General features: G+C 31.9%; 22 protein-coding genes and 1 tRNA gene. 9 read left to right on the top strand and 14 right to left on the bottom strand.

The features are described 5' to 3' along the window. Positions 1-4: 4 nt before the first annotated feature. A complete protein-coding gene (locus ACFSX9_RS03075) occupies positions 5-568 on the top strand; it encodes a YceI family protein (protein WP_379804249.1) in 564 nt (187 codons plus the stop codon). 69 nt (positions 569-637) lie between these two features. On the opposite strand, the gene ACFSX9_RS03070 is transcribed toward ACFSX9_RS03075, so the two are convergent. Then, the gene (locus tag ACFSX9_RS03070; protein WP_379804247.1) at positions 638-1,177 is read right to left on the bottom strand and encodes a hypothetical protein; all 540 of its coding nucleotides are present in this window, start codon (positions 1,175-1,177) and stop codon (positions 638-640) included. A 1-nt stretch (position 1,178) separates the two neighbouring features. Next, positions 1,179-2,078 (bottom strand): hypothetical protein, encoded by a 900-nt coding sequence (locus ACFSX9_RS03065; RefSeq protein ID WP_379804245.1) that lies wholly within the window; start codon positions 2,076-2,078, stop codon positions 1,179-1,181. 165 nt (positions 2,079-2,243) lie between these two features. Here ACFSX9_RS03065 and ACFSX9_RS03060 point away from each other — a divergent pair, with 165 nt between their 5' ends. Further along, the gene (locus ACFSX9_RS03060) at positions 2,244-3,170 is read left to right on the top strand and encodes an SIMPL domain-containing protein (RefSeq protein WP_379804242.1); all 927 of its coding nucleotides are present in this window, start codon (positions 2,244-2,246) and stop codon (positions 3,168-3,170) included. A 57-nt stretch (positions 3,171-3,227) separates the two neighbouring features. On the opposite strand, the gene ACFSX9_RS03055 is transcribed toward ACFSX9_RS03060, so the two are convergent. The 4 genes from ACFSX9_RS03055 to ACFSX9_RS03040 all read right to left on the bottom strand — a co-directional run bounded on the left by ACFSX9_RS03055 (position 3,228) and on the right by ACFSX9_RS03040 (position 5,588). Beyond that, positions 3,228-3,303 (bottom strand) — tRNA-His (locus ACFSX9_RS03055). 74 nt (positions 3,304-3,377) lie between these two features. Further along, the gene (bshB1, locus tag ACFSX9_RS03050; protein ID WP_379804239.1) at positions 3,378-4,094 is read right to left on the bottom strand and encodes a bacillithiol biosynthesis deacetylase BshB1; all 717 of its coding nucleotides are present in this window, start codon (positions 4,092-4,094) and stop codon (positions 3,378-3,380) included. A gap of 31 nt (positions 4,095-4,125) precedes the next feature. Continuing rightward, positions 4,126-5,166, bottom strand: a complete 1,041-nt coding sequence (locus ACFSX9_RS03045) for an isochorismate synthase (protein WP_379804236.1) — start codon at positions 5,164-5,166, stop codon at positions 4,126-4,128. Beyond that, positions 5,166-5,588 (bottom strand): hotdog fold thioesterase, encoded by a 423-nt coding sequence (locus tag ACFSX9_RS03040; RefSeq protein ID WP_379804233.1) that lies wholly within the window; start codon positions 5,586-5,588, stop codon positions 5,166-5,168. Before ACFSX9_RS03040 ends, ACFSX9_RS03045 begins: the two co-directional genes overlap by 1 nt. Before the next feature lie 133 nt (positions 5,589-5,721). On the opposite strand from ACFSX9_RS03040, the gene ACFSX9_RS03035 reads away from it, so the two are divergent. From ACFSX9_RS03035 to purL, 4 genes are all read left to right on the top strand, one after another. Continuing rightward, positions 5,722-7,269, top strand: coding sequence for a hypothetical protein (locus ACFSX9_RS03035; protein WP_379804230.1), 1,548 nt, complete (start codon positions 5,722-5,724; stop codon positions 7,267-7,269). 116 nt (positions 7,270-7,385) lie between these two features. After that, positions 7,386-8,066, top strand: a complete 681-nt coding sequence (locus tag ACFSX9_RS03030; protein WP_379804228.1) for a hypothetical protein — start codon at positions 7,386-7,388, stop codon at positions 8,064-8,066. Beyond that, complete coding sequence (locus tag ACFSX9_RS03025) at positions 8,066-8,764, top strand: hypothetical protein (protein ID WP_379804225.1); 699 nt, start codon at positions 8,066-8,068, stop codon at positions 8,762-8,764. Before ACFSX9_RS03030 ends, ACFSX9_RS03025 begins: the two co-directional genes overlap by 1 nt. Before the next feature lie 291 nt (positions 8,765-9,055). Continuing rightward, the gene (gene purL / locus ACFSX9_RS03020; RefSeq protein WP_379804223.1) at positions 9,056-12,721 is read left to right on the top strand and encodes a phosphoribosylformylglycinamidine synthase; all 3,666 of its coding nucleotides are present in this window, start codon (positions 9,056-9,058) and stop codon (positions 12,719-12,721) included. Between the two features lie 196 nt (positions 12,722-12,917). Here purL and ACFSX9_RS03015 read toward each other — a convergent pair whose 3' ends face one another. The 8 genes from ACFSX9_RS03015 to ACFSX9_RS02980 form a co-directional block, all read right to left on the bottom strand. Beyond that, positions 12,918-13,256 carry a YtxH domain-containing protein gene (locus tag ACFSX9_RS03015; protein WP_379804220.1) on the bottom strand — a complete coding sequence of 113 codons (339 nt, stop codon included), beginning with the start codon at positions 13,254-13,256 and terminating at the stop codon, positions 12,918-12,920. Positions 13,257-13,314: 58 nt separating this feature from the next. Continuing rightward, positions 13,315-13,476 (bottom strand): lmo0937 family membrane protein, encoded by a 162-nt coding sequence (locus ACFSX9_RS03010; RefSeq protein WP_379804217.1) that lies wholly within the window; start codon positions 13,474-13,476, stop codon positions 13,315-13,317. A 485-nt stretch (positions 13,477-13,961) separates the two neighbouring features. Further along, on the bottom strand, positions 13,962-14,411 hold the full coding sequence (locus ACFSX9_RS03005; RefSeq protein ID WP_379804214.1) for a hypothetical protein: 450 nt from the start codon (positions 14,409-14,411) through the stop codon (positions 13,962-13,964). A gap of 95 nt (positions 14,412-14,506) precedes the next feature. Beyond that, positions 14,507-14,818 carry a YtxH domain-containing protein gene (locus tag ACFSX9_RS03000; protein WP_379804212.1) on the bottom strand — a complete coding sequence of 104 codons (312 nt, stop codon included), beginning with the start codon at positions 14,816-14,818 and terminating at the stop codon, positions 14,507-14,509. 268 nt (positions 14,819-15,086) lie between these two features. Continuing rightward, the gene (locus tag ACFSX9_RS02995) at positions 15,087-17,465 is read right to left on the bottom strand and encodes a glycosyltransferase (RefSeq protein WP_379804209.1); all 2,379 of its coding nucleotides are present in this window, start codon (positions 17,463-17,465) and stop codon (positions 15,087-15,089) included. Then, positions 17,455-18,489: a glycoside hydrolase family 130 protein gene (locus ACFSX9_RS02990; protein WP_379804206.1), complete on the bottom strand. Its 1,035-nt coding sequence runs from the start codon at positions 18,487-18,489 to the stop codon at positions 17,455-17,457. Before ACFSX9_RS02990 ends, ACFSX9_RS02995 begins: the two co-directional genes overlap by 11 nt. A 431-nt stretch (positions 18,490-18,920) precedes the next feature. Then, entirely contained in the window at positions 18,921-19,481 is a 561-nt protein-coding gene (locus ACFSX9_RS02985; protein ID WP_379804204.1) for a helix-turn-helix domain-containing protein, read from the bottom strand. 42 nt (positions 19,482-19,523) lie between these two features. After that, positions 19,524-19,877 carry a cupin domain-containing protein gene (locus ACFSX9_RS02980; protein ID WP_379804202.1) on the bottom strand — a complete coding sequence of 118 codons (354 nt, stop codon included), beginning with the start codon at positions 19,875-19,877 and terminating at the stop codon, positions 19,524-19,526. 334 nt (positions 19,878-20,211) lie between these two features. On the opposite strand from ACFSX9_RS02980, the gene ACFSX9_RS02975 reads away from it, so the two are divergent. The 3 genes from ACFSX9_RS02975 (at position 20,212) to ACFSX9_RS02965 (ending at position 24,957) form a co-directional block, all read left to right on the top strand. Then, entirely contained in the window at positions 20,212-21,990 is a 1,779-nt protein-coding gene (locus ACFSX9_RS02975; protein WP_379804199.1) for an AMP-dependent synthetase/ligase, read from the top strand. Between the two features lie 124 nt (positions 21,991-22,114). Beyond that, on the top strand, positions 22,115-22,555 hold the full coding sequence (locus tag ACFSX9_RS02970; RefSeq protein WP_379804197.1) for a MarR family winged helix-turn-helix transcriptional regulator: 441 nt from the start codon (positions 22,115-22,117) through the stop codon (positions 22,553-22,555). Positions 22,556-22,566: 11 nt separating this feature from the next. Then, positions 22,567-24,957, top strand: coding sequence for a 3-hydroxyacyl-CoA dehydrogenase/enoyl-CoA hydratase family protein (locus tag ACFSX9_RS02965; protein ID WP_379804194.1), 2,391 nt, complete (start codon positions 22,567-22,569; stop codon positions 24,955-24,957). Positions 24,958-24,960 lie beyond the last annotated feature (3 nt).

The following is a 24,960-nucleotide window of genomic DNA, read 5'->3' as shown; positions in this document are numbered from 1 at the left end:
AACAATGAAAAATTTAAAATCAATTGCATTAGCAGTAGTTGCGTTTGTAACGTTAACTGCAACAGCTCAAACTAAACAAATTGATGCTTCAAAAAGTACTATAAACTGGGTTGGAAAAAAAGTAACTGGTTCGCATGAAGGAACAATTAACTTGAAAGACGGTGCTTTAGTATTTAAAGAAAATAAATTATCTGGTGGTATTTTCAACGTAGATATGACGTCAATCAATACAACTGATTTAGAAGGAAAAAGCAAAGCAAACTTAGAAACACATTTAAAATCTGAGGATTTCTTTGGTACAGAAAATTTCCCAACAGCCAATTTATCATTCAAAAAAATTGTTGATAAAGGAAATGGTGTTTACGGAATTACTGCTGACTTAACAATTAAAGGCATCACAAATTCTATTAATTTTGACATGACTGTTACTGATTCTACCGCAATTGCAGATTTAAAAGTAGACAGAACAAAATATAAAATCACCTATAAATCAGGAAACTTTTTCACCGATTTAGGTGATAAAGCAATTTATGATGATTTTCTATTAAAAGTAAAATTAGTTTTCTAATTGAATTTTGGGGGGAGATTGCTATGAAAAGGAAAGCCTTGGAGAAATTCAGGGCTTTTTTGCGTTAACTTATTGCTCAATTTCTCCTAGTAGTATAGTCCAAACCTCTTTTTTAGTTGTTCCAAATGATTTTAAAACAGGCTTAAATTTTACGTTTTGAAAATAGTGCGATTTGACTCTTTTATTGTTTTGAATCACGGTTAATTTATATTGCATCGTCCAATAATCAGAAGCCACAATAGAACTTTCAAAATCAGAAACCAGAAAAGTATAATTTTTATTTTGAATTTTCTCGATGATTTTATTCAAATGGATGAAAGGCTTTTCATCCGTTGTAAAATCAATTATATTCACATTTTCCGTTTCAAAAAAACTATAAATTGAAGTTTTAATTTCACTTTTTAAAGGTCCAGAAGTAGTTTCGTTAGATAATAATGTCAGATAGTTATAAAAATCCTCCACTTTTAATGTCGCACTTTCTTGGTATGCTTTTACTGAAGCTGTTGTAAAATTAGCTTTGATCGATTTTGTCGCAGGAGAGTTTACACTTTGTCCAAAGGAAAAAAATGAAGTCAATAAAAAAACGATATAATAAGTTGTAATACGCATATTATTCTTGTAAAATTCTTATAAAATTAATTTCATTACTACTATTCCTTTGAATGTCAATTACTTTCATTTTTTTAAGGGAAACGCTCGGGACAATTAGTTTTTCTGAAAATTCTTTTTTGTTGAAATATTCAGTTCCTAAATCATTTTTCAGCATTACCAAAACTTCTAAATCAGCAGCTAAAATTTTATTTAATTGTTCTTTTCGGGTTTGCCAGTCTTTAATGTCTGATTTCATAAAACCTTTCAAAATCATGGCATAATCGTCAGGTTGTAACGATATTTCAGGATTTGACGTCTTATTGATGATAACGGTTTTCTCTTTATAGTACGGGCTTTTCAATACTATTTTCGAACTGTCTTTAGCGTTAATTTGAATTTTAGAATCAATAATTTGAATTGGCGTTTCTACATTTTTTTCAATTAAAACGGCTTTTACTTCATCGCTATTTATTTGTTCTTCCGTAAAGGCATTTTTCACTTCTATGGTTTGTATATTTTCGCTTTTGATATATTTATAGCTTAAAAACATAAGTAATACTAGAACTGGAAAAAGTACAAAATAAATTTTAGCACGATTCGGTGCTTTCGCTGTTAAAACTATAGCCGGTTCTTCTTTCCACTTAAAAACATATTCATCCCAACCGGAATAACCTACAAATTGCGATAAAATATCCAACATATCTTTCCGCGGAAGCTTTTCATTCGTTTCCACTTTTAGATGCGTATAAATCCATTTTTCACTCACCGTTTGCTTAACGTTTGTGGTGATTAAATCGATTAAATTCTGAATGTCTTGGGAACTGAATGTTTTCCAATTTCCTTCAAAATAGGGATATTGCTTCTGATAAGTCAAAAGCACATCTTCTTTAAGTTTTTGAAAGACAAGTATTGGATTCATTAATTTTATTAGTATTCAAAAGTATTTTATACTCTTTATTATTTACTGTAAACCAACTGTAAAAGTAGTGAAAAATCTTTACAGATAATGGAAGGCGATTTTACTACGTTATTTTTTGATTCCAAGAGTAGTATTGCATCATACTAATCTTAAAAACAAAAAGACATGAATATGCAATTCCTTTTACTAAACGAAAAAATTAAATTCTTTATTGCTTTACTTTTTCTGACAACTTTTTCTTCATTTGCCCAAATTAGCGGTAATCAAATCTATGGCAACACCACTTACAATTCGGATAATTACAATCAAAACACTTCAGCAAATAGTACTAGTTTTTCTATTGATGACACTATTTTGTCTGTTTCTGTCAAAATAGTATTGAATAAGAAAGCAGATGGATTTGTCATTACTTTAGGTTTAAATGAAGAAAATGAAACCGTTTCCACTTGCAATGAAAAAATCAATTCTAGAATTAATGGATTTATTGGAAAACTAAGAGCAATTGGTATTAAGCCTGAACAAACTTATGTCGATTTTATTTCTCAAACTAAAATTTATGATTTCAATACAAACGATGCAACCGCTAAACAATATGAAAAAGGATTTGAAATAAAAAAGAACATCATTATTTCGACTTCCAATGCAATAAATTTAGAAAAGATAATCACTTTGGCTTCTGAATATGAAATTTACGATATTATTAAAGTAGATTATTTCAATACAGATATAGATTCAATTCACAATTCACTATTTGATGATGCATTAGTTTTAGCAGAAAGCAAAAAAAACAAGTATTTAAAGGCGTTCGGCAAACGAATTAATGGCACACCGAGCGCAACGGAGACTTTTACGACACTTCTACCCAAAACACAATATAAATCATATCAAGCTTATGAAAGTTCGGAAATTCAAGCCAATTCCAATTCTAGAAATCACAATTTAAAAAAGGTTGAGCGAAAAAATAAAACTTTTTACTACGACGGAATATCAAGTGCAGGATTCGATAAAATAATAAATGCAAATCAGACGGAAGTTGGAATTCAATATGCAATAACCTTGACGATTACTTATAAAATTGACACTTCGATCTAAGAATTAATTCCATAAAAAAAAGCCCTGAATTGCTTCAGGGCTTTTGTAAATAAAAATGGGTGAAAGACGGGGCTCGAACCCGCGACCCTCGGTACCACAAACCGATGCTCTAACCAACTGAGCTACAATCACCATTTGTTTAACGGGTGCAAATATAAGGCAAAAGTTCGATTCTCCAAACCTTTTTCAATAATTTTTACTACTATTTTATTTCAAATCACTTAAACTATTGACTGCCACATATCTTTCGGTTGTAAAACCTTCTGCATAAGTTGCTCCTACTAGCCTTCCTAGGTCTTGTGCTCGATATTTTACACTGTCTAAAAAGTTTTTAGAGGTAATTGGAGAAACCGGTTCGCTAGAGTTTGGATTGTAAAATTGAGAACCGTAAGCCAAAACTGCATCCATCTTCTTATCCATAAAGTCTGAAATATCTACTACAAAGTCGGGCTCAATATTTTGCCATTGGATGTAATGATAAACTATTTGTGGACGCCAAGCTTCTTGTGGAACACCATCTAATTCCGTTTCAATTCGAATTAATCCCGATAAAAAACAAGCATCGCTTACTAATTTACTACCTTTTCCATGATCAATATGTCGGTCTTGAATTGCATTACACAACACGATTTCCGGCTTGTACTTACGAATCATCTCGATTACTTTCAATTGATGTTCTTCGTCATTTATAAAAAAACCATCACGCATATCCAAATTTTCACGAGCTACAACGCCCAAAATTTCAGAAGCTTTAGCAGATTCCGAATTACGGATTTCAACTGAACCACGCGTTCCTAATTCGCCTCGAGTCAAATCTACAATTCCAACTTTTTTTCCTAAACTTATTTCTTTAGCAATTGTACCGCTGCAACCTAATTCTACATCATCAGGATGTGATCCAAAAGCAAGTATATCTAATTTCATATTTATAGTTTAAAAGTTCTTAGTTAATAGTTTAAAAGGTGTCTATTTTCACTAGAATATTTCGCATTGTCATCGACTTATTCTCTGTTTCTATAAATTCTTTTTCGGGATTACTATTTTTTGTAATACCACAACCTACGTAAATATTGATTTTATTTTCTTCTATTTCCAAACAACGTAAATTTACGAATAAATCGGATTGATTTTCCTTATTCCATTCGCCTAAATATCCAGAATAGTAAGTGCGCTGATAATTTTCATTTTTCAAAATAAAAGCAATCGCTTCTTCTTTTGGCATTCCGCAAATTGCTGGCGTTGGATGTAAGGTTTTTACCAATTCAATTGCTTCTAAATCGCTATTTAATTCTCCTGTAATTGTGGATTTCAAATGAGCTAAATTTCCGGCCTTAATTGATTTAGCTTTAGTGATATTAAGGTTTGTTACTTTATCTTTTAGTTTAGCAAAAATATAGTCAGTTACAAATTGCTGTTCTTCAAGCTCTTTTGTTTCCCAAATTAATTTTTCGGAATATAATTGCGTTCCCGCCAAAGCAACAGTTTCAAACTGATTTTTATTAATTTTCAGTAATTGTTCTGGTGTTGCTCCCATCCATAATCCCACTTTTGGATGAAAAAATAAATAACGAAAAGCCGTTGAATAACTTGCAATTAGATTCTGAAATGTTTCTGAAATGGCTATTTCTTCATGCAAAACTACCTTTCTAGAAACTACCACTTTTTCAAAAACTCCTTTATTAATTTCATCAATTCCATTCGAAACTAAAGATTCAAAAGCACTCTTTTCAGAACTTGATGCCGATTTAAAAGTTATGGAAGATTCTTTTTTGGAAACCTCAAATTCTTCCGAATAAAACGAACATATATCAAAAGGAAGCACAACTTCAATTCCTGCATCAAAAGGCATAAAAACAAAACCCGATTGCCCTGAAAATTCGTGTAACTCTGTATCTTTTTGAACTAATAAATGCCCAGTAGTTTCGTTTGGTTTCACATAACAAACGAAAGGTTTTTCACCACTTAAAAGCAAATTTATCTGTTCTAAAATATTCATTATTGTCTTCTAGATAATACCATATTAGTCAACTTACAAAGCGAAATTAATTTTCCTTGCTCGTCTACAATTCTAATTTCCCACAAATGGATACTTGCTCCTTTGTGAACAATTTTAGCTGTTGCGGTAACCATTCCTTCCCGTTTGCTTTTCAAATGATTAGCCGAAATTTCAATACCACGAACCTCTTGCTTTTCAGGATTAACAAACATTAAAGAAGCAGCACTTCCAACACTTTCTGCTAAAGCAACCGTTGCGCCACCATGCAATAATCCCATTGGCTGATGTACTCTTGGATTTACAGGCATTGTTGCCGTTAAAAAATCTTCACCGGCATCAGTATAAACGATGTCTAACGTATCCATTAAGGTATTTTTACTCCAATCATTGCACAATTGTAGCATTTTTTCTCTATCCATCATAAGTTCTAATTTTGTGTAAAATTAATCATTCCTACTAGAATAATTCAAGCTATTTAACGTTTTGATAAGTAGAATAAGCAATTTCTTTATAAAATTGAAATTAATAATTACTTTTACAAAAAAATCATCTTAAATGCGTCAATATATACTTCTCTTACTTATTGGATTTGGAATTACATTAACTTCTTGTAGAAATGATTTTGATTTTGAATCGAGTAAAGGTGGATTAAGTTTTTCTAAAGACACAGTTTATTTAGACACTGTATTTACAGCTATCGGCTCAAGTACATATACTTTAAAAGTGTATAATAAAAGTAATAAAAATATTTCTATTCCTTCACTTAAACTACGGAAAGGATTGGCCTCAAAATACCGATTAATGGTTGATGGTGTTGCGGGACAAGTGTTCCAAAATGTAGAAATGCTAGCAAAAGACAGTATGTATATTTTTGTTTCAGTTACGGCTGAAGTCGCTGATTCTAATCCAACCGATTTTTTATACACCGATCAAATTTTATTTGGTGAAGGAACAAATGAACAAAAAGTAGAATTAGTAACACTTATTCAAGATGCTTATTTTATTTATCCAGGAAGAATTCAAAATCCTGATAATTCTTATACCTACGATTCTTTAAATTTAGGACTTGATGCAGATGGAAATCCAATTTCAATCCGTGGTCGTTTTTTAGAAGAAGCCAACGCAGCTAACGGAAATGAATTAAACTGGACGAATACCAAACCTTATGTTGTTTATGGTTATGCAGCGGTTCCGCCAAACAAAACATTAGTTGTTGATGCAGGTGCGAGAATTCATTTTCATGCGGAATCTGGACTAATTGTCGCCAATAATGCATCATTACAAATCAACGGAACTAGCTCCTCAACAGCTTCTTTAGAAAATGAAGTGATTTTTGAAGGCGACCGTTTAGAGCCAAATTTTTCTGAAGCGCCAGGTCAATGGGGAACAATATGGTTAACACAAGGAAGTACAAACAATAGTATTTCAAATCTTACGATTAAAAATGCAACTGTAGGATTATTAGTTACCGGAAATGACGGAACTTCTACTCCAACCTATATTAATAACACCCAAATTTACAATTGCTCAAACGTAGGAATTTTAGCTAGAACTGGAAGTATTGAAGGGAAAAATGTGGTAATCAACAGCTGCGGTCAAGCTGCTTTCGCTGGAAGCTTTGGTGGAAGCTATGAATTTACGCATTGCACCTTTGCAAATTATTGGTCAAGCCCAAATCAAACCGCTGTTTTATTAGACGATTACGATGGTGATGCTTTGTACACACTTACTAAGGCAGATTTCAAAAATTGTATTATTTATGGTTCTTCTAATTTAGGCATAAACTTGAAGAAAAAGGGAACTACTTTTAGCTATAATTTTGAAAATTGTTTAATTAAATTTATTGATATTGGCAATCAGTTCGGCACCAATCCTTTATATCAGTTTTCAGGAAGTAATTTTGTGAATTGTTTAATTGCAAGTAGTTCGAATGTTAATAAACCTATCTTTAAAAACCCTTCGAGAAACGAATTAATTATTGGTGAGAATTCCGTTGCGAAAGGTACTGCTAATGCAACTTACTCCACATTTAGCGACATTTTAAACAAGCCGAGAAATGGCGACACGGATATTGGAGCCTACAATTGGATAACCTTTGACTAAAATTAAGTTAAAAAGTAATATATCAGAAAAGTTTTGCTAATTTTGCACACCCCAACTATTTAAAACTTTTAAATAGATTTCAAAAGCATGGTAGCTTAAAACCTTATAACTTTTCGATGAAAATTTTTATTTTTATTCTTTTATTCGTTCTAAATTCTCAAGCGCAAGTAGGAATTGGAACAACAGATCTGGAACCTAGTGTATTGTTAAAATTAGAAAGCAAAACTCAGGCTTTTGTTACAACAAGAGTTTCTACAGCACAAATGAAAGCTCTTGTAAAGCCTTTAGAAGGTTCGTTTGTATTTAACATTACTGAGCAGTCACCGTATGTTTATATAAACGGGGCTTGGGTAAAATTTGAAAGCAACAGAACTCCTTCCCTTCTTTTAAGGAAAGATTCTGGGACATTTCAAACTTCGCTAACAAGTGAATTTCCATTTCCTTTAAATGCTTCAAATGTACTAGAAAATGATACTTCTGTTTTTAAAGTAGATAATGCGCAAGGTAAAGTCACAGTTTTAAAGGATGGAATTTATGTCTTCGCAGCTACTTTGAGTACAAAAAATTTAAATCCTGGAAATCGTAAATTTTCTCTAAAACTTTATAAAAACGATGTAGCAGTAGGAAACTTATCTGCTATTTCTTTTAGTATGCCTAAAAATGACTTTTGGGGTGGCAACGGTGTAATAATGATAAATGCTAATGCAAATGATGTGTTTGACTTACGTTATTTTTTAAATGAAAACACCGCCAAAAACATCGCAATTCTAACCTATAATATCACAAAATTAAGATAATGAAAACACTATTTAGTTTTTTTTTAATCATAACGTCATTTTTTACTGTTGCCCAAGTAGGAATTGGAACAACGACGCCTAGTCCTAGTTCAATTTTAGAACTTCAAAGTACTACACAAACATTTGTTCCTCCAAGAATGACAGGAGCAGAAATGAATGCAATTACAGCTCCATTAAATGGTTCTATTGTTTACAACACTACGGAAGATGCTATGTATATAAAAACCAGTGCAGGATGGCAAAGCATGTTTTTTGTAAACAATGATGTTTTATTATTAAACAAAGAGTTTTCTGAAGGCAACATGGCACTTGCTACAGGAAATGACTCCTATTATAATTTGCCAATCAACAATGCGGACGTTTTACAAATCGAACCGCTTACTTATACCGTTATCGGAAACGGAACCATAAAAATTTTAAAATCAGGCGTATATTCGATAGTTGCAGGTTTGTCAACTTCAAATTTACCAGCTGGAAATGCAAAATATATTATTGCAGTATATAAAAACGGAAATTTATATAATTATTTGGCAAGAGGAGTTGCTAACAATTCTTCAACTGATGAATTCGGATTTAGTGGATCAACAGGTATCACTGTAATTTCTGGAGATGTGTTAAATATACAGTACGTACTTAATAACGGTGGAACTCCATTAAATGCTAAATACATTAATATAGGAATTACTAGATTAAAATGATGTTTTTGAGGCTATAAAATTTGAGCGATCCTTTTAATTTCTGTTAAGTATTGAATTGTGCAAATTAATACTTATTAGACCTCATTAAAATCAAATAAAGGGACGATTTTAGCAACAAAAATGTAGTTTTCAACACTATTTTTTAAAGCCATTCATAAAAGAATATTTTTTTAGATTTTATAGTAATATAAAACTTTGAACTTCTAGTTATTTTGAATAAATTTGCACTTTCAAAACAACAACACAAACGCACTGATAGGTCTTGACTTGTCACTAAAAAATTTCAACACAATGATTCATTTCTTCGGAAACCAATCCAGTACAGTTTTTGCGGTTCAAACGCAAAACGAAATTTCATCAGAAGACATCAACAAATTAAATTGGCTTTTTGGCAACGCAAATAAAATAGAAAAATCCATACTTACGGATTTTTTTGTTGGACCTCGTGCCACAATGATTACGCCTTGGAGTACTAATGCCGTTGAAATTACTCAAAATATGGGGATTTCCGGAATTATTAGAATTGAGGAGTTTGAAAAAGTTTCTGCTGATTTCACTGATTTCGATCCAATGCTTTCGCAAAAGTATTCGGAATTAAATCAAGAAATTTTTGCAATTTATGTGCAACCAGAACCTATTTTAGACATTGATGATATCGATGCTTACAATAAACAAGAAGGTTTAGCACTGAGTTTAGAAGAAGTAGGCTATTTAGATGACTTGGTAACAAAATTAGGCAGAAAATTAACCGATTCTGAAATTTTTGCTTTTTCTCAGGCCAATTCAGAACACTGTCGTCATAAAATTTTCAACGGTACTTTTATCATTGATGGTGAAGAAAAACCAACTTCTTTATTCAAACTAATTAGAAAAACGTCTGAAACGAATCCAAACGAAATCGTTTCAGCTTATAAAGATAACGTGGCTTTTGTAAAAGGTCCAAGAGTGACTCAGTTTGCTCCAAAAAGTGCTGACAAACCTGATTTTTACGAAGAAAAAGAATTTGATTCGGTACTTTCTTTAAAAGCAGAAACGCACAACTTCCCTACTACTGTTGAACCCTTCAACGGAGCGGCAACAGGTTCTGGAGGAGAAATTCGCGACCGTTTAGCTGGTGGACAAGGTTCGTTACCATTAGCAGGAACAGCAGTTTATATGACTTCGTATTCTCGTTTAGAAAACGATAGAACTTGGGAAGATAAAATGGACGAAAGACCTTGGTTGTATCAAACACCAATGGATATTTTAATTAAAGCATCCAACGGAGCTTCAGATTTTGGAAATAAATTTGGACAACCTTTAATTACAGGTTCTATTTTAACTTTCGAACATGAAGAAAACAATCGCAAAATTGGTTACGATAAAGTAATTATGCAAGCGGGTGGAATTGGATACGGAAAATTAGACCAAGCGATAAAAAAGACACCACAAGAAGGCGACAAAATCGTTATTTTAGGTGGAGAAAATTATAGAATTGGAATGGGTGGCGCTGCAGTTTCTTCTGCAGACACGGGTGCTTTTGGTTCAGGAATTGAATTAAATGCCATCCAACGTTCTAATCCAGAAATGCAAAAACGTGCTGCTAATGCTATTCGTGGTATGGTGGAAAGCGATGTGAATCCTATTGTTTCCATTCATGATCACGGCGCTGGTGGACACTTAAATTGCTTGTCTGAATTAGTAGAAGATACTGGAGGTTTAATCGATTTAGATAAATTACCTGTTGGTGACCCTACACTTTCTGCTAAAGAAATCATCGGAAATGAATCTCAAGAAAGAATGGGATTAATTATCGCCAAGAAAGATATTGACATTCTACAAAGAATTGCGGACAGAGAGCGTTCTCCAATGTATGAAGTTGGGGATGTCACTAGCGATCATCGTTTTACATTCGAATCAAAATCCACAGGTGAAAAACCGATGGATTATGCTTTAGAAGATTTCTTCGGAAGTTCGCCAAAAACGATTATGACAGATAAAACTGTTGTAGCAAATTACTCAGAATTAGACTATTCTCAAGATAATATTGCACGATATTTAAATCAAGTATTACAATTAGAAGCTGTCGGTTGTAAAGACTGGTTAACCAATAAAGTAGATCGTTGTGTAGGCGGACGCGTTGCAAAACAGCAATGTGTTGGACCTTTGCAATTGCCTTTAAATAATGTTGGTGTAATGGCTTTGGATTATAAAGGTAAAGAAGGAATTGCAACTTCAATTGGCCACTCGCCTATTGCTGCTTTGATTGATCCTGTTGCGGGTTCAAGAACAGCTATTGGCGAATCATTATCAAATTTAGTTTGGGCACCTTTAAAAGAAGGAATGCAATCGGTCTCGTTATCGGCAAACTGGATGTGGGCTTGTAAAAATGAGGGTGAAGATGCGCGTTTATATGAAGCTGTGAAAGGATGTTCAGATTTTGCAATTGAATTGGGAATCAATATTCCGACAGGAAAAGATTCATTATCGATGAAGCAAAAATATCCTAATGATGAAGTAATTGCACCGGGAACGGTTATTATTTCGGCTGCAGGAAATTGCTCAAATATTACGAAAGTTGTAGAACCTGTTTTACAACGTAACGGTGGAAACATTTACTACATCAACTTATCGCAAGATTCCTATAAATTAGGAGGAACATCATTCGCACAAGTTTTAAATAAAATTGGAACAGAAGTTCCTACTATTAAGGATGCGAAATTCTTTAAGTCAGCGTTTAATGTTTTACAAGATTTAATTAAAGAACGCAAAATTAAAGCAGGACATGATATTGGAAGTGGTGGTCTAATCACAACTTTATTAGAAATGTGTTTTGCTGATGATAAATTAGGAGCTTTAATCGATTTGACTTCATTAGGAGAAAAAGATACGGTAAAAGCCTTATTTAATGAAAATATTGGAGTGGTTTTTCAAGCAGATGCATCTGTTGAAGCTACTTTCAAACAGCATAACATTGAAATTTTCAATATTGGTTCGGCTATCGATGGGGATGCGTTTACTATTATTAATCGTGATGATAGCTTAACTTTTAGCATTTCGACATTAAGAGATACTTGGTACAAAACTTCATTCTTACTAGATTTAAAACAATCTAAAAACGGAATGGCTGCTGCGCGTTACGAAAATTACAAAAATCAAAAATTACAATTTACATTCCCAAGCCATTTTACAGGAAAACTTCCTGTAATTGCAACTGGAACTGCAAAACCAAAAGCAGCTATTATTCGTGAAAAAGGAAGTAATTCTGAGCGTGAGATGGCAAACGCTATGTTCTTAGCAGGTTTTGATGTAAAAGATGTGCATATGACCGATTTAATTTCGGGAAGAGAAACTTTGGAAGATATTCAATTTATTGGAGCTGTTGGAGGATTCTCTAATTCGGATGTATTAGGTTCAGCTAAAGGTTGGGCTGGTGCCTTCTTATACAATGAAAAAGCAAACACAGCACTGAAAAACTTCTTCAAACGTGAAGACACACTTTCTGTTGGAATTTGTAATGGATGTCAATTGTTTATGGAATTAGAATTAGTAAATCCAGAACACGAAGTCCATGGAAAAATGCACCACAATACGTCTCAAAAACACGAGAGTGGTTTTACTTCGTTGACTATTCAAAAAAACAAATCGGTGATGCTTTCTAGTTTAGAAGGTTCTACTTTAGGCGTTTGGATTTCACATGGAGAAGGAAAATTTAAATTACCTTATACAGAAGATCGTTATAATATTGTAGCAAAATATGCTTACGAAGGTTATCCTGCAAATCCAAACGGTTCAGATTTTAACACAGCCATGATGTGTGATACAACAGGAAGACACTTAGTAATGATGCCACATATTGAGCGTTCTACTTTCCCTTGGAACTGGGCTCATTATCCAGAAAGAGGACAGAAAGACGAAGTTTCACCTTGGTTGGAAGCTTTTGTGAATGCTAAAAATTGGATAGAAAATAAGAAATAAAAACAATAAAGCTCTCATGAAAATGAGAGCTTTATTTCTAAAAAGCGAAAACTTTAAAAAAAGCTTTCTGTTCATTAGGCCCCAAACCTAAAAAAGTAAACTTATCTTTAAAATAGTACTGCATTGTTTTTTAAAATACAGCACAATCTGTTTTTATAATGTTGGAAGTGTTAATAATGATTTTTCAATTCAATTACTACTTTCTCACCATTTTATGATTAACTGGCGGGTTTGGTCTTTGATTGACTTTGTCCTTAAAAGATGTAGCGCTATTTATCATCTTCCCTTCTAAAAAATTTTCAAAACCAGGCGCTGTATTTGGCAAGTTTCCTATTGTTTCATATTCGATATCTTCAATCTCACCTTTAAATTTACTTGTAAAGCTTTCTGTTGTCTGTTGCACAGCTTTAGAAATTAACTTTCTAGTTTTTTTTCCTTTATGTGGTGCAAAAAGTACTCCAACTGTGGCACCGATTAAAGCGCCAACAATGAAACTTCCTGCAATTGTTCCTATATCGTTATTTCTGTTTTTCATAATGCTATATTTTAAATTAAACTTACTATGTTATTAATTTTTTCTAAACTAGAAAAAATTATGTGGTCAATGTTTTCTTTCCTTTCACAAATCTAACCACCACTAATGCAACAGCTGCTACTAATGCTAGATGAATGAAATTTCCTATATCATAGATAAAAAAACCTATAATCCAGATTCCGAAAAGAATAACCGCCACTACGTATAATATATTTCTCATTACCATGATTTCTAATGTTTTAGGATTACTAATATGTTATACAAATTTCAAGAAATATAAGATAGCATGTGTTATATAATTTATTTTATAATTTACAAAATTTACCTTTTTGTAAAATAATTTTAAAATAACACCTTGATTTCAGCTCTAGTTGCTTCAAAAGTTAGATTTGATTACTTGATGAACTTATATAAAATGATTACAGTTATTTAAAATGAAACGCTATTTAATGCGAAAAACTGCTTTACAGCAGTTTTTCTTATAAACCCAAAAACTAAAACTCGCGATTATGTAAATCAATATAAGTATTAACTATTATACTTATCTGCTTCTATCTTTAATTCTTCTCTAACTTTAAATTAAAGGAAGTAATCTTCAAATGTTATCTTTTAAACATGAGATAAATATTAGCAATGACGCAGAAAATTATACTAAAAAAAAGTAATAACCTTAGAACCGTAGTAGTTGTTTTCATTTCATTTTATCTACTTATCGTAAACCGCCATGCTAGAAATTGAACTTCTTAAATCGTCCAATTCATTATTAAAAGTTTCTTTAGATATTTCCCACTTTTGCGTTGAGATTAGTTCATAATTCTCAATTTTGTATTTTAAAGTGGCATTTCTTTTTTCTAATTTACTAATTTCAGAATTTTCTATAGCTCTAACTGCTTTATCGTTAGAATCGATATCCAATTTTAAATTATTCAAAACTTTTTGATTTTCACCTAATTTAAATTTAAAACTAACTTTAAATGTGTTATAATCATTAATTGAATCAAATTCTGCTTGGGCTAACACTGCTTTAGCATCGTTCAAATCTTCAACTGTTTCATTCAAGTTCTTATTATATTCTGCAGAAGAAACAGTACAACTTGTTAATAAAGGAATACTCACAATTAAAAAAACTAACATAATAGTTAAAAATGTTCTCATTCAAATATTTATTGGGTTAGGAAAAAGCCATAACAAATTTTAAAATTACATTATGGCTTTTGTTTGTTATAAATTAAATAATCCGAATCCGATTTCTATTTATTCATTAAATGATCTGAATTGCTGTGTAACAATTCATTCGCTTTATCTTTAAATGACTTAACGGCCTGGGACATTTTATCTTCTATAATATTTTCAAACTCCATCGCTTTATCTTTTAAGTAAGTAGCGTCATCGATAATTTCATTTTTTATGTTTTTCGATGTTTTTTTAACTTTGTTAGAAATGTTTTTTCTTGTTTTTTTACCTTTATGTGGTGCGAACAAAACACCTAACGTTGCTCCAAGAATTGCACCAACTAATAAACCACCAACTACTAATTTTCCTTTTTGACTATTATTTTCCATAATATTTTCTTTTTATTAATTTAAAATTTGTTTTGTATTGTGGTACGATACCACTTTTTTTTGTAAAGTTATGTTGCAACACTATTATCAACTTTAATACTTTTTTTGTAGTTGCATTTTTACTATCAAATGCTAATTAAAATATTTCCTTCTTTCATCATTCCAGTAATGGTAAGAAAAACTTTAGCTATTTTCCTACTTTCTTACACAAAGATGCAACACAATCAATCAAAATATGTTACACATTAGATGCTCTAAGTTACAGATTTTACTGATTTTCAAATTTTTCTTCAAAGTGCGCTAATTCGCTTTCTACAATTGAAAGCTGTTCCATAGCTAATCTGGAAAGTAAATAACTAACTGTAGATTCTGCTCCTTGATTCAAGTTAATATGATTTTCCTCCACACCGTCATAACATCCGCCGGTTTTAGGATTGTAAACTATTTGACTTAAATGATTTCTTCCTAAAAACCAATCAAATGCAATTTCCATTTTTTCTTTGTACGTTTCTTCTTCATATACTTGGTAAAAAGTTTTCAATGCCATAATAGTGTATGCCACATCAATAGGTTGCTCGCCAAATTGGTTTATTGATTTTCCTTTTTGATACCAACCTTGATTTGAAATTACCTTAATCTGATCATCTTTAAAGATCACAGAAAGTAAAAAGTCAAATGTCGTTTTTGCAATGTCTTTAAAGAGTTCACTGCCTGTTGCTAATCCTGCAAAAAGCATTGCTTCGGGCATAATACTATTAGCATAAGTTAGATATTCTTCAAACCATTTCCATTTGTCATCTGAAACGCCTCGGTATTTCGAAACTAAATTATCTGCTAATGAAGTTATTAACTGATTAACTTTTGGACTTTGCAACTCTAAATTGTAAAAATACAAACCTTTAATAGAAAAAGAAATTGCTCTCGGCGAATTGAATTTTGCGCTGTTAATCATCGCATTTTCAATGGCATTTGTAGCTTGTTCAATCACATCTTTTGGCATAAGCTTTTTGTAAGAAATAAACTCGCCTAAAGCCCAAATAGCTCTACCATTGGAATCTTCCAAGTTCTCATTGCGATTATTAGCAGTGAAATTTCCTTTCTTATCTACATAATTATAAAATTCACCATTATCTTGTTGGCAAAATAAAATAAACTTTAGATAGGTTTTAATCAATTTTAAATCTGCACTATCATTTGTTAATTCATAATGTTTCGTTAGCGCAATTAATGCTCTTGCATTATCATCTAAAGTATAACCCGATTCAATATCTGGAGCTGAAATAGCCGCAAACTGGATTAATCCATCTTTAGTTGTCATTCTTTTGATATGATCTAATGAAATACTAGGTATATTATAGTGTAAATCAATTTTATAATTACTGTTTTTTACTAGCTGTATGTGTGCTATAGCAGCGTTTTGCCACGAAGTAGGACTAATTTTATGCAAGGCATTCAAACGCATTTCCCTTAATAGCTTCGTATTATATAAGAGTTCTATTGTTTTTTCTGCCAATTGATTAGCGTTTTGAAAGTCATAATTCATCCCAGCTCCATCTAAGAATTCTTTAGCATGAGGAATTGGTGTTGCAATAATAGGACAACCACAAGACATTGCATAGGATAAAGTGCCGCTAACTGCTTGATTTGGATCTTTTGAAGTGAATAAATAGATTTTTGTACGTTGCAAATAATCCATTAACTCTGCTAAAGATAAATACTTATCCACGAAACGAACATTATTCTCTAAATGTAATTCTTTTACCTTTTCATACAGAAATTCTCTATATTTTTCGCCGTCACGCTTCACAACTTCGGGATGTGTTTTTCCTAGAACTAAATAAATAGCATTAGGAAACCGTTCAATAATTTTAGGCATTGCTTCTAAAGCTGTTTCTATACTCTTCCCTTCACTTATCAAGCCAAATGTTGACAAGACAATTCGATCACTGAATTGATTTCTTGTGGTTTGTTGTAAGGTATCTAGTGAAGCTACTAAATGTGTTCCGTGCGAAATAACGGATATTTTTCTATCAGCAATTCCATAATCATTCATCAAAATAGCTTTTGAAGTAGCGGTCATCACAACCAAAACTTCAGAACAATCCGCAATTTCTCGAACTACTTCTTTTAATTTTTCCTCAGGATTTGGCAATACGGTATGAAACGTCGTAGTAATTGGTCTGTTGATGTGTTTCATGAACTTTAGTAAAAAAGTCCCGTAAACACCTCCAAACAGTCCAAATTCGTGTTGCAGAAACACCATTGCGATGTTTTTATCCGAATTAATCTTTGCAGCTAATTCAGAGAAATTGCTTTCAACTTGTGTATCTAATTTATATTTTACTTCCTCAGGATAATCATAATTACAACCAGCTGTTTCTATAGCACAAACTTTTAGTGAAAAAGTGGCTCCAAACTTTTCTTGAACGGCGTTTTTTAAATCTTGTGCATACGTTGCAATGCCACATTCTCTCGGTGGATATGTTGTAATGAACAGAATTTCAGGTAATTTCTTCTCCATCAATAGAATTTCTTCATGCTTTGAGGCAGTTAGTAACTTTATTAACGGAGATTCTTTCAAGTTCTTTTTTGATTCATTATAAACGATAAATGAATTTTTATAAATGGGAAAAAAATTAGTGTTCATTTTGAGAGGGATTTAGTAAAAGTTCTTTTAATAACGCTTTTAAGCTTACAGAAGCACAAGCAATGCGTTTATCTGCAGCACCATAGTAAATATAAAGTGTGTCATCAAATAAAGCGGTTCCTGTAGGGAATACAACATTAGACACTACTCCATTTTTTTCATAATCGAGTTCAGGAATGATTAAAGGTTCTTTTAATCTGCAAAGTACTTTCGTTGGATCATCTATATCCAATAATGCAGCGGCAGCCGTATAAACATAACCATCGCAAGTATCACTTACTCCGTGATAAATGAGTAACCATCCATATTCAGTTTCTATTGGAGGGCAACCACCACCTATGAAACCCGCTTCATGATTTGTTCCTAAAGGATCTAAAATAATATGCTCGTTAAAATGTAGAAAATATTGATTCCAAAATTCCTTAGTTAAATTAGCTAAATCGTCGATTAAGACCAATTGAATTCCTGGACGTATTCGGTGTAGAAAAGCTAGTTTGCCATTGATTCTTCTGGGAAAAAAGATTACATCTTTGTCCCAAAGAAATACATTTTCGTTTTGATCAAAATGTCTTACATGTCTAAAATATTTTGCGTTTACTAAATTATTACATTCAGCTAATCTTTTAAATTCATCAAAAGTGAATTTTGGCACAATAATTCCATGTCTTTCAAACGTTATTAAATCTGTTGACGTTACTAAAGCACCCAACGCATTAATTCCGTCATAGGCAGTGTAAGTAATATAGTAGACACCATCTATTTTAACAATCCGAGGGTCTTCAATACCCTTCGAACCTTGTTCAGAATACGGAATTAATAATGGTGTATTATTTCTTTGTACAATTTTAAGAGGCCCTTCTAACTTGCAATAACCAATTGTAGAATAATTACCACTTCGCACCGCACGATACAACATATGAACCACATTTCCTTCTTGCATAATGCCCGGATTCAAAACACTATCATTTTCAAAAGAAAGTGTCGTTTTTTTTAGAAGGATTCCTTCTTTTTTAATTGGTATCATAACGGTGGTAAAAATTAATGAATAAAAAAAGCGTAGATGCTAATTAAATACGCCTTTGTTGGATTATATGTATATTCTTAATAATTTTAATTACTAAGAATATACATAAACCAGTCAATTATAATAGTTCAGGTTGCCCCTTTCAAATAATGCTAATTACTTCAAGTCGTTTTTTATGAAAACGCTGTTCTAATCTCTTGAGTAAATAATCATTTGTTTCAGTTTGCAATCTTTAATCAGAATCGGTTCACTGCGTAAAATTTTCTTTCAGTTTATATTTTTGTTTTAGAATCTCCAAAAAACTGAAGCATTTATGTTCGCTTTTACATTTTTTTAATCTTCTTAAACAAATATACAGTAACATGTATCAATAACTGTTATAATATAATTGAAATATATTACATAAATCACACATTTCTAACAACTTAACATCAAATATTTTCTAAGTTTCTATTTCTTTTCTCTTTCAATTTTTTAAAGAATGAAGGTGATAATCCTGTAACTTTCTTAAACTGATTAGATAAATGAGCTACACTGCTATAATTTAGTTTGTAAGAGATTTCGGTAAGATTCAGTTCGTCATATAAAAGTAATTCTTTGACTCGTTCTATTTTTTGATTGATAATAAATTGTTGTATTGTAATTCCTTTAACTTCGGAAAAGATATTAGACAAATAGGTGTAATCATAATTCAATTTTTCGCTAATATAGTCTGAGTAGTTTACTTTTGGCATTTCATCAGTATAATGCACAAGCTCAATAATTACGTTTTTAATTTTTTGAATCAAGATAGCTTTCTTATCATCTAGTAATTCTAGGCCAGATTGTGCTAAATTTTTTCTAAGTTCTTCAAATTGTTTAGGAGTTATATCTTCTAAAATCTCTACAAATCCTAAATCAACAACAACAAATTGCAACCCTAATTTTTTTAATTCTTCCTTAACCATCATTTTACAGCGAAGGCTAACCATATATTTAATATAGAGTATCATAAATTTTTAATATTTGCAAGCAAATTATTTTTTGCTCAAAAACTAATCTTCATAACCACTTTTAATTACTGTGGAAATCATTTTAAATTGTTGGTTTGCGTTGAAGTGATGACTTGAATGTGCCTGAATAACCATTCCGTCGCCTTGTTTCATAACATACTGCTTTTTATTTATCGTAACTTCTGCTACGCCGTCAATAATTTGAATATAGGTATCAAACGGTGATTTTTTCACATCTCCTTCTTCGCCAGCATCAAAAGATGACACCGTAACATTACCCGTTAATTTTTTAATTATTGTTTTGCTCAGTACTGCATTTGGAATATATTCTATAAGTTCTACTACAATATGTACTTTCTCTTTATCAACTTCAATACCTTCGTTTGGTTTTTTCATAATGTTTTTGTGAGTTGTCTCATAACTCTAATCAAAGATGACTCGTTTTTTTTAATATTAATTGCATATGGTAAATTATTATTTACATAAATCACACTTATAAAAATTCACAAATTAATCTAACTTATCTATTATTTTCTAATTATAGCTGCTATGCAATTGTAGAAAGTATTATTTCAACAATTTTTATCAGAATTCTGTATTATTCAGAGTTTAGTAGGCAAGCATAGTATTTTAAAAAATTCAAAAAATTAAAGTATAGATTATCAATTGTTTAAAAAATTGCACAATTAGTTTTATTTTTATACTTTGCATTAAATATTAATTGTGAATTATGGACAATATTACACGCTTATTTGACTTTCCTTATCACCAATTAGAAAAGTACAATTTAGAGGACTCTCTTGTAACCAAGTATGGTAACGAATGGATTAAAACTTCAACCAAAGAATATTTAGACAAAGCAAATGCATTTTCTAGAGGATTAATTAGACTTGGCGTCAATGTCAATGACAAAATAGCTATTATTTCTTCAAACAACAGAACAGAATGGCATATTACCGATATTGGTGTGCTTCAAACAGGTGCACAAAATGTACCTATTTACCCTACAATTTCGGCTGAGGATTATGATTATATTTTAAATCACTCTGACTCTTCTTATTGTTTTGTTTCAGATCAGGAAATTTTTGACAAATTAACTAGCGTGAAGCATAACATTCCGAAGTTAAAAGAAATTTATTCTTACAATGATATCGAAGGATGTAAAAGTTGGAAGGAAATTCTTGAATTAGGAAAAGATGAGTCCAATCAAAATGTGGTTGAAGAACGAAAGAATAATGTGACTACTACTGATTTAGCTACAATTATTTATACTTCAGGAACTACCGGAAGACCAAAAGGTGTAATGTTATCTCATCAAAATATTGTTTCTGATGTATTAATGAGTTCTATAAGAGTACCATTAAGAGCAGGAGATACAAGAGGAATGAGCTTTTTGCCAATCTGTCATATTTTTGAAAGGATGATTACCTATCTTTATCAGTATTATGGAATTTCGATTTACTTCGCTGAAAGCATTGAGAAAATTTCAGATAACTTAAAGGAAGTACAACCTCACGTAATGTCAGTTGTTCCTCGCCTATTAGAAAAAGTGTACGATAAAATATACGCTAAAGGATCTGATTTAACTGGAATTAAGAAACGATTATTTTTCTGGGCAACTGGTTTAGGAATTCAATTTAAACCCTATAAAGAAAATGGATGGTTCTATGAATTCCAATTAAAAATTGCTAGAAAATTAATATTTTCAAAATGGCAAGAAGGTCTTGGTGGTCGATTAGAACTTTTAGTTTCTGGAAGTGCTGCTTTGCAACCTAGATTAACAAGAGTATTTACTGCAGCTGGAATTCCAGTAATGGAAGGATATGGTTTGACTGAAACTTCTCCTGTAATATCAGTAAATGATATGAGAAACGGAGGATTTAGAGTAGGAACTGTAGGAAGAGTTTTAGATGGTGTTGAAGTTAAGATCGCTGAAGACGGTGAAATCCTTTGTAAAGGACCAAATGTAATGCTTGGTTACTATAAAGATGAAGAGCAAACAAAAGTTGTTATGGAAGGTGGATATTTTCATACAGGAGATATTGGAGAAATTGACAGCGATGGTTTCTTAAAAATTACCGACCGTAAAAAAGAAATGTTTAAAACTTCAGGTGGAAAATATGTTGCACCACAATTGTTAGAAAACACATTTAAACAATCTCGATTTATTGATCAAATAATGGTTATTGGTGAAGGAGAAAAAATGCCTGCCGCTTTTATTCAAATAAATTTTGACTTCGTTAAAGAATGGGCAAATAGAAATGGATTTACAATTGGTACTACAAATGAAGAAATTTGTAATAATCCAGAAGTTATTAAACGTATTCAGGAAGAAGTAGATCATTATAATGAAAAATTTGGTAACTGGGAAAAAGTAAAACGCTTTGAGCTAACTCCAGAAGTTTGGTCCATTGAAGACGGACATCTAACACCTACTATGAAATTAAAACGTAAAATTATTATAGAAAAGTACAAAGCATTATACACTAAAATCTATGGTGTACATTAAAAACACTCCTAATAATAGATAAATTATATTTTTAAATGTTAAAATGTAACTATTTACATAAAATAAACCTAAAATACTATGCGTGCATAGTATTTTTTTTTTATATTTGGAGTAAATTAAGAACATGCAAGATAAAACCATAGATTATATATTAAGATCAACTTGGCAAGCTGTGGCAAGAATGTATAATGAAGAAGCAACAAAATATGGCGCTACTATGGCAACAGGTTTTGCTTTATTAAGCATTGACAGAGAGCACGGAACATCTTCAACCGCACTTGGTCCAAGAATGGGGATGGAAGCAACTAGTTTAACTAGAACGCTGAAATCAATGGAAGAAAAGGGTTTAATCTACCGAAAAAAGAACCCGGCAGACGGAAGAGGTGTTTTAATATACCTAACAGAATTAGGAAAGGAAAAAAGAGAGTTGTCAAAAAATACGGTATTGCAATTTAACGATACCATAAAAACAAATCTTACCGAAGAAAAATTAAGGATTTTTGCTGAAGTTTCCGAAACTATAAATGAATTAATTACAGATAAAAAAATATTTAACGACAAATAATTAACCTAGACATGAAACGAAATATTAAGAAAGTTGCTGTTATTGGTTCCGGTATTATGGGAAGTGGCATAGCGTGTCATTTTGCTAATATTGGTGTAGAAGTCTTATTATTAGACATTATACCAAACGAGTTAACCGAAGCGGAGCAAAAAAAAGGATTAACATTAGAAAGTAAAGCTGTTAGAAACCGATTAGTAAATGATCATTTAACAACCGCTTTAAAATCGAAGCCCTCTCCTATTTATCATCCAAGTTTTGCTAGTAGAATTACTACTGGAAACACTACAGATGATATGAAAAAGATTGCTGAGGTAGATTGGATCATCGAAGTTGTTGTAGAACGCTTAGATATTAAAAAATTGGTTTTCGAACAAGTTGAAAAATACCGTAAACCAGGTACTTTAATTACTTCAAATACTTCAGGTATTCCTATTCATTTTATGAGCGAAGGCAGAAGCGAAGATTTTCAACAACATTTTTGTGGAACGCATTTCTTTAATCCAGCACGTTACTTAAAATTATTCGAAATCATTCCTGGTCCTAAAACATCTCAAGAAGTATTAGATTTCTTAACTGTTTATGGGGAGAAATTCTTAGGAAAAACTTCAGTTGTGGCAAAAGATACGCCTGCTTTTATTGGAAATAGAATTGGAATCTTCGGAATTCAAAGTTTATTTCACCAAGTAAAAGAAATGGGATTAACGGTTGAAGAAGTTGATAAATTAACGGGTCCAGTTATTGGCCGTCCAAAATCAGCTACTTTCAGAACTGTTGATGTTGTAGGATTAGATACATTAGTTCATGTAGCTAACGGAATTTATGAAAATTGTCCAAACGACGAAGCTCACGAATTGTTTAAATTGCCAGAATTTGTTAACAAAATGATGGGAAACAAATGGTTGGGAAGCAAAACAGGTCAAGGTTTCTACAAAAAAGAAGGTAAAGAAATTCTAACATTAGATTTAGATACTTTAGAATATAGAGCTAGTAAAAAAGCTTCATTCGCTACTTTAGAATTGACAAAAACAATTGACAAACCAATTGACAGATTCAAAGTATTAGTAAAAGGAAAAGATAAAGCAGGTGAATTCTACAGAAAAAACTTCGCTTCTATGTTCCAATATTGTTCGAATAGAATTCCCGAAATTACAGATGCATTTTACAAAATCGATGACGCTATGAAAGCTGGATTCGGTTGGGAAAATGGTCCATTCGAAATTTGGGATGCAATCGGAGTTGAAAAAGGAATTGAATTAATGAAAGCGGAAGGTTATGAACCAGCTGCTTGGGTTAAAGAAATGTTAGCAGCAGGAGTTACTTCTTTCTACGCTGTAAAAGATGGTTCAACTTACTTCTACTCTATCACGAATAAAAAATTAGAGAAAGTTCCAGGACAAGATTCATTTATCATCTTAAACAACATTCGCGAAAGCAAAAAAATATGGAGCAACAGTGATTCTATCATTACCGACTTAGGCGATGGAATTATCAATTTAGAATTTACTTCTAAAATGAATTCAATTGGTGCTGGCGTTTTACAAGGAATCAACAAAGCAATTGACATTGCAGAAAAAGAATACAACGGTTTAGTGATTGGAAATCAAGGTACAAATTTCTCTGTTGGAGCTAATTTAGGAATGATTTTCATGATGGCTGTAGAACAAGAATATGATGAATTAAACATGGCAATCAAAATGTTCCAGGACACTATGATGCGTTGTCGCTATTCAGCTATTCCAGTTATTGCTGCGCCTCACGGTATGACACTTGGTGGTGGTTGTGAATTAACAATGCATGCTGACAGAGCGGTTGCTGCTGCTGAAACGTATATCGGTTTAGTAGAATTTGGAGTTGGTGTTATTCCGGGTGGTGGTGGTTCTAAAGAAATGGCGTTGCGAGCTTCTGATTTATTCCGTAAGAATGATGTTGAATTAAACGTGTTACAAGAATATTTCTTAACAGTTGGAATGGCTAAAGTGGCTACTTCTGCTTATGAAGGATTTGATACAGGCGTTTTAATAAAAGGAAGAGATATTGTTGTAGTAAACAAAGACCGTCAAATTGCAACTGCGAAACAAGTGGCAATGCAAATGGCAGAACAAGGTTATACGCAAGCACCTAGAAGAAAAGATATTAGAGTTTTAGGAAAACAAGCTTTAGGAATGTTCTTAGTAGGAACAGATCAAATGGAAGCTGGTAAATATATTTCAGAGCACGATAAGAAAATTGCTAATAAATTGGCTTACGTAATGGCTGGTGGTGATTTATCTGAACCAACATTAGTAACTGAGCAATACTTATTAGATCTTGAAAGAGAAGCATTTTTATCACTTACAGGTGAAAGAAAATCTTTGGAAAGAATTCAATTTATGTTAACCAAAGGGAAACCATTAAGAAACTAAGAA

It is taken from the genome of Flavobacterium ardleyense (assembly GCF_042686085.1).
GTDB lineage: Bacteria > Bacteroidota > Bacteroidia > Flavobacteriales > Flavobacteriaceae > Flavobacterium > Flavobacterium ardleyense.
This window is presented reverse-complemented; position numbering and strand designations above follow the sequence as displayed.

Bases quoted from the DNA above. Each gene is read 5' to 3' on its own strand.
- ACFSX9_RS02980 (WP_379804202.1), bottom strand. From the start codon at position 19,877: ATGAAAAAACCAAACGAAGGTATTGAAGTTGATAAAGAGAAAGTACAT.
- ACFSX9_RS02975 (WP_379804199.1), top strand. From the start codon at position 20,212: ATGGACAATATTACACGCTTATTTGACTTTCCTTATCACCAATTAGAA.
- ACFSX9_RS02970 (WP_379804197.1), top strand. From the start codon at position 22,115: ATGCAAGATAAAACCATAGATTATATATTAAGATCAACTTGGCAAGCT.
- ACFSX9_RS02985 (WP_379804204.1), bottom strand. From the start codon at position 19,481: ATGATACTCTATATTAAATATATGGTTAGCCTTCGCTGTAAAATGATG.
- ACFSX9_RS03010 (WP_379804217.1), bottom strand. From the start codon at position 13,476: ATGAGAAATATATTATACGTAGTGGCGGTTATTCTTTTCGGAATCTGG.
- ACFSX9_RS03040 (WP_379804233.1), bottom strand. From the start codon at position 5,588: ATGATGGATAGAGAAAAAATGCTACAATTGTGCAATGATTGGAGTAAA.
- purL (WP_379804223.1), top strand. From the start codon at position 9,056: ATGATTCATTTCTTCGGAAACCAATCCAGTACAGTTTTTGCGGTTCAA.
- ACFSX9_RS03075 (WP_379804249.1), top strand. From the start codon at position 5: ATGAAAAATTTAAAATCAATTGCATTAGCAGTAGTTGCGTTTGTAACG.
- ACFSX9_RS02990 (WP_379804206.1), bottom strand. From the start codon at position 18,489: ATGATACCAATTAAAAAAGAAGGAATCCTTCTAAAAAAAACGACACTT.
- ACFSX9_RS03005 (WP_379804214.1), bottom strand. From the start codon at position 14,411: ATGAGAACATTTTTAACTATTATGTTAGTTTTTTTAATTGTGAGTATT.
- ACFSX9_RS03035 (WP_379804230.1), top strand. From the start codon at position 5,722: ATGCGTCAATATATACTTCTCTTACTTATTGGATTTGGAATTACATTA.
- ACFSX9_RS02995 (WP_379804209.1), bottom strand. From the start codon at position 17,465: ATGAACACTAATTTTTTTCCCATTTATAAAAATTCATTTATCGTTTAT.
- ACFSX9_RS03015 (WP_379804220.1), bottom strand. From the start codon at position 13,256: ATGAAAAACAGAAATAACGATATAGGAACAATTGCAGGAAGTTTCATT.
- ACFSX9_RS03030 (WP_379804228.1), top strand. From the start codon at position 7,386: ATGAAAATTTTTATTTTTATTCTTTTATTCGTTCTAAATTCTCAAGCG.
- bshB1 (WP_379804239.1), bottom strand. From the start codon at position 4,094: ATGAAATTAGATATACTTGCTTTTGGATCACATCCTGATGATGTAGAA.
- ACFSX9_RS03060 (WP_379804242.1), top strand. From the start codon at position 2,244: ATGAATATGCAATTCCTTTTACTAAACGAAAAAATTAAATTCTTTATT.
- ACFSX9_RS03045 (WP_379804236.1), bottom strand. From the start codon at position 5,166: ATGAATATTTTAGAACAGATAAATTTGCTTTTAAGTGGTGAAAAACCT.
- ACFSX9_RS03065 (WP_379804245.1), bottom strand. From the start codon at position 2,078: ATGAATCCAATACTTGTCTTTCAAAAACTTAAAGAAGATGTGCTTTTG.
- ACFSX9_RS03025 (WP_379804225.1), top strand. From the start codon at position 8,066: ATGAAAACACTATTTAGTTTTTTTTTAATCATAACGTCATTTTTTACT.
- ACFSX9_RS03070 (WP_379804247.1), bottom strand. From the start codon at position 1,177: ATGCGTATTACAACTTATTATATCGTTTTTTTATTGACTTCATTTTTT.
- ACFSX9_RS03000 (WP_379804212.1), bottom strand. From the start codon at position 14,818: ATGGAAAATAATAGTCAAAAAGGAAAATTAGTAGTTGGTGGTTTATTA.
- ACFSX9_RS02965 (WP_379804194.1), top strand. From the start codon at position 22,567: ATGAAACGAAATATTAAGAAAGTTGCTGTTATTGGTTCCGGTATTATG.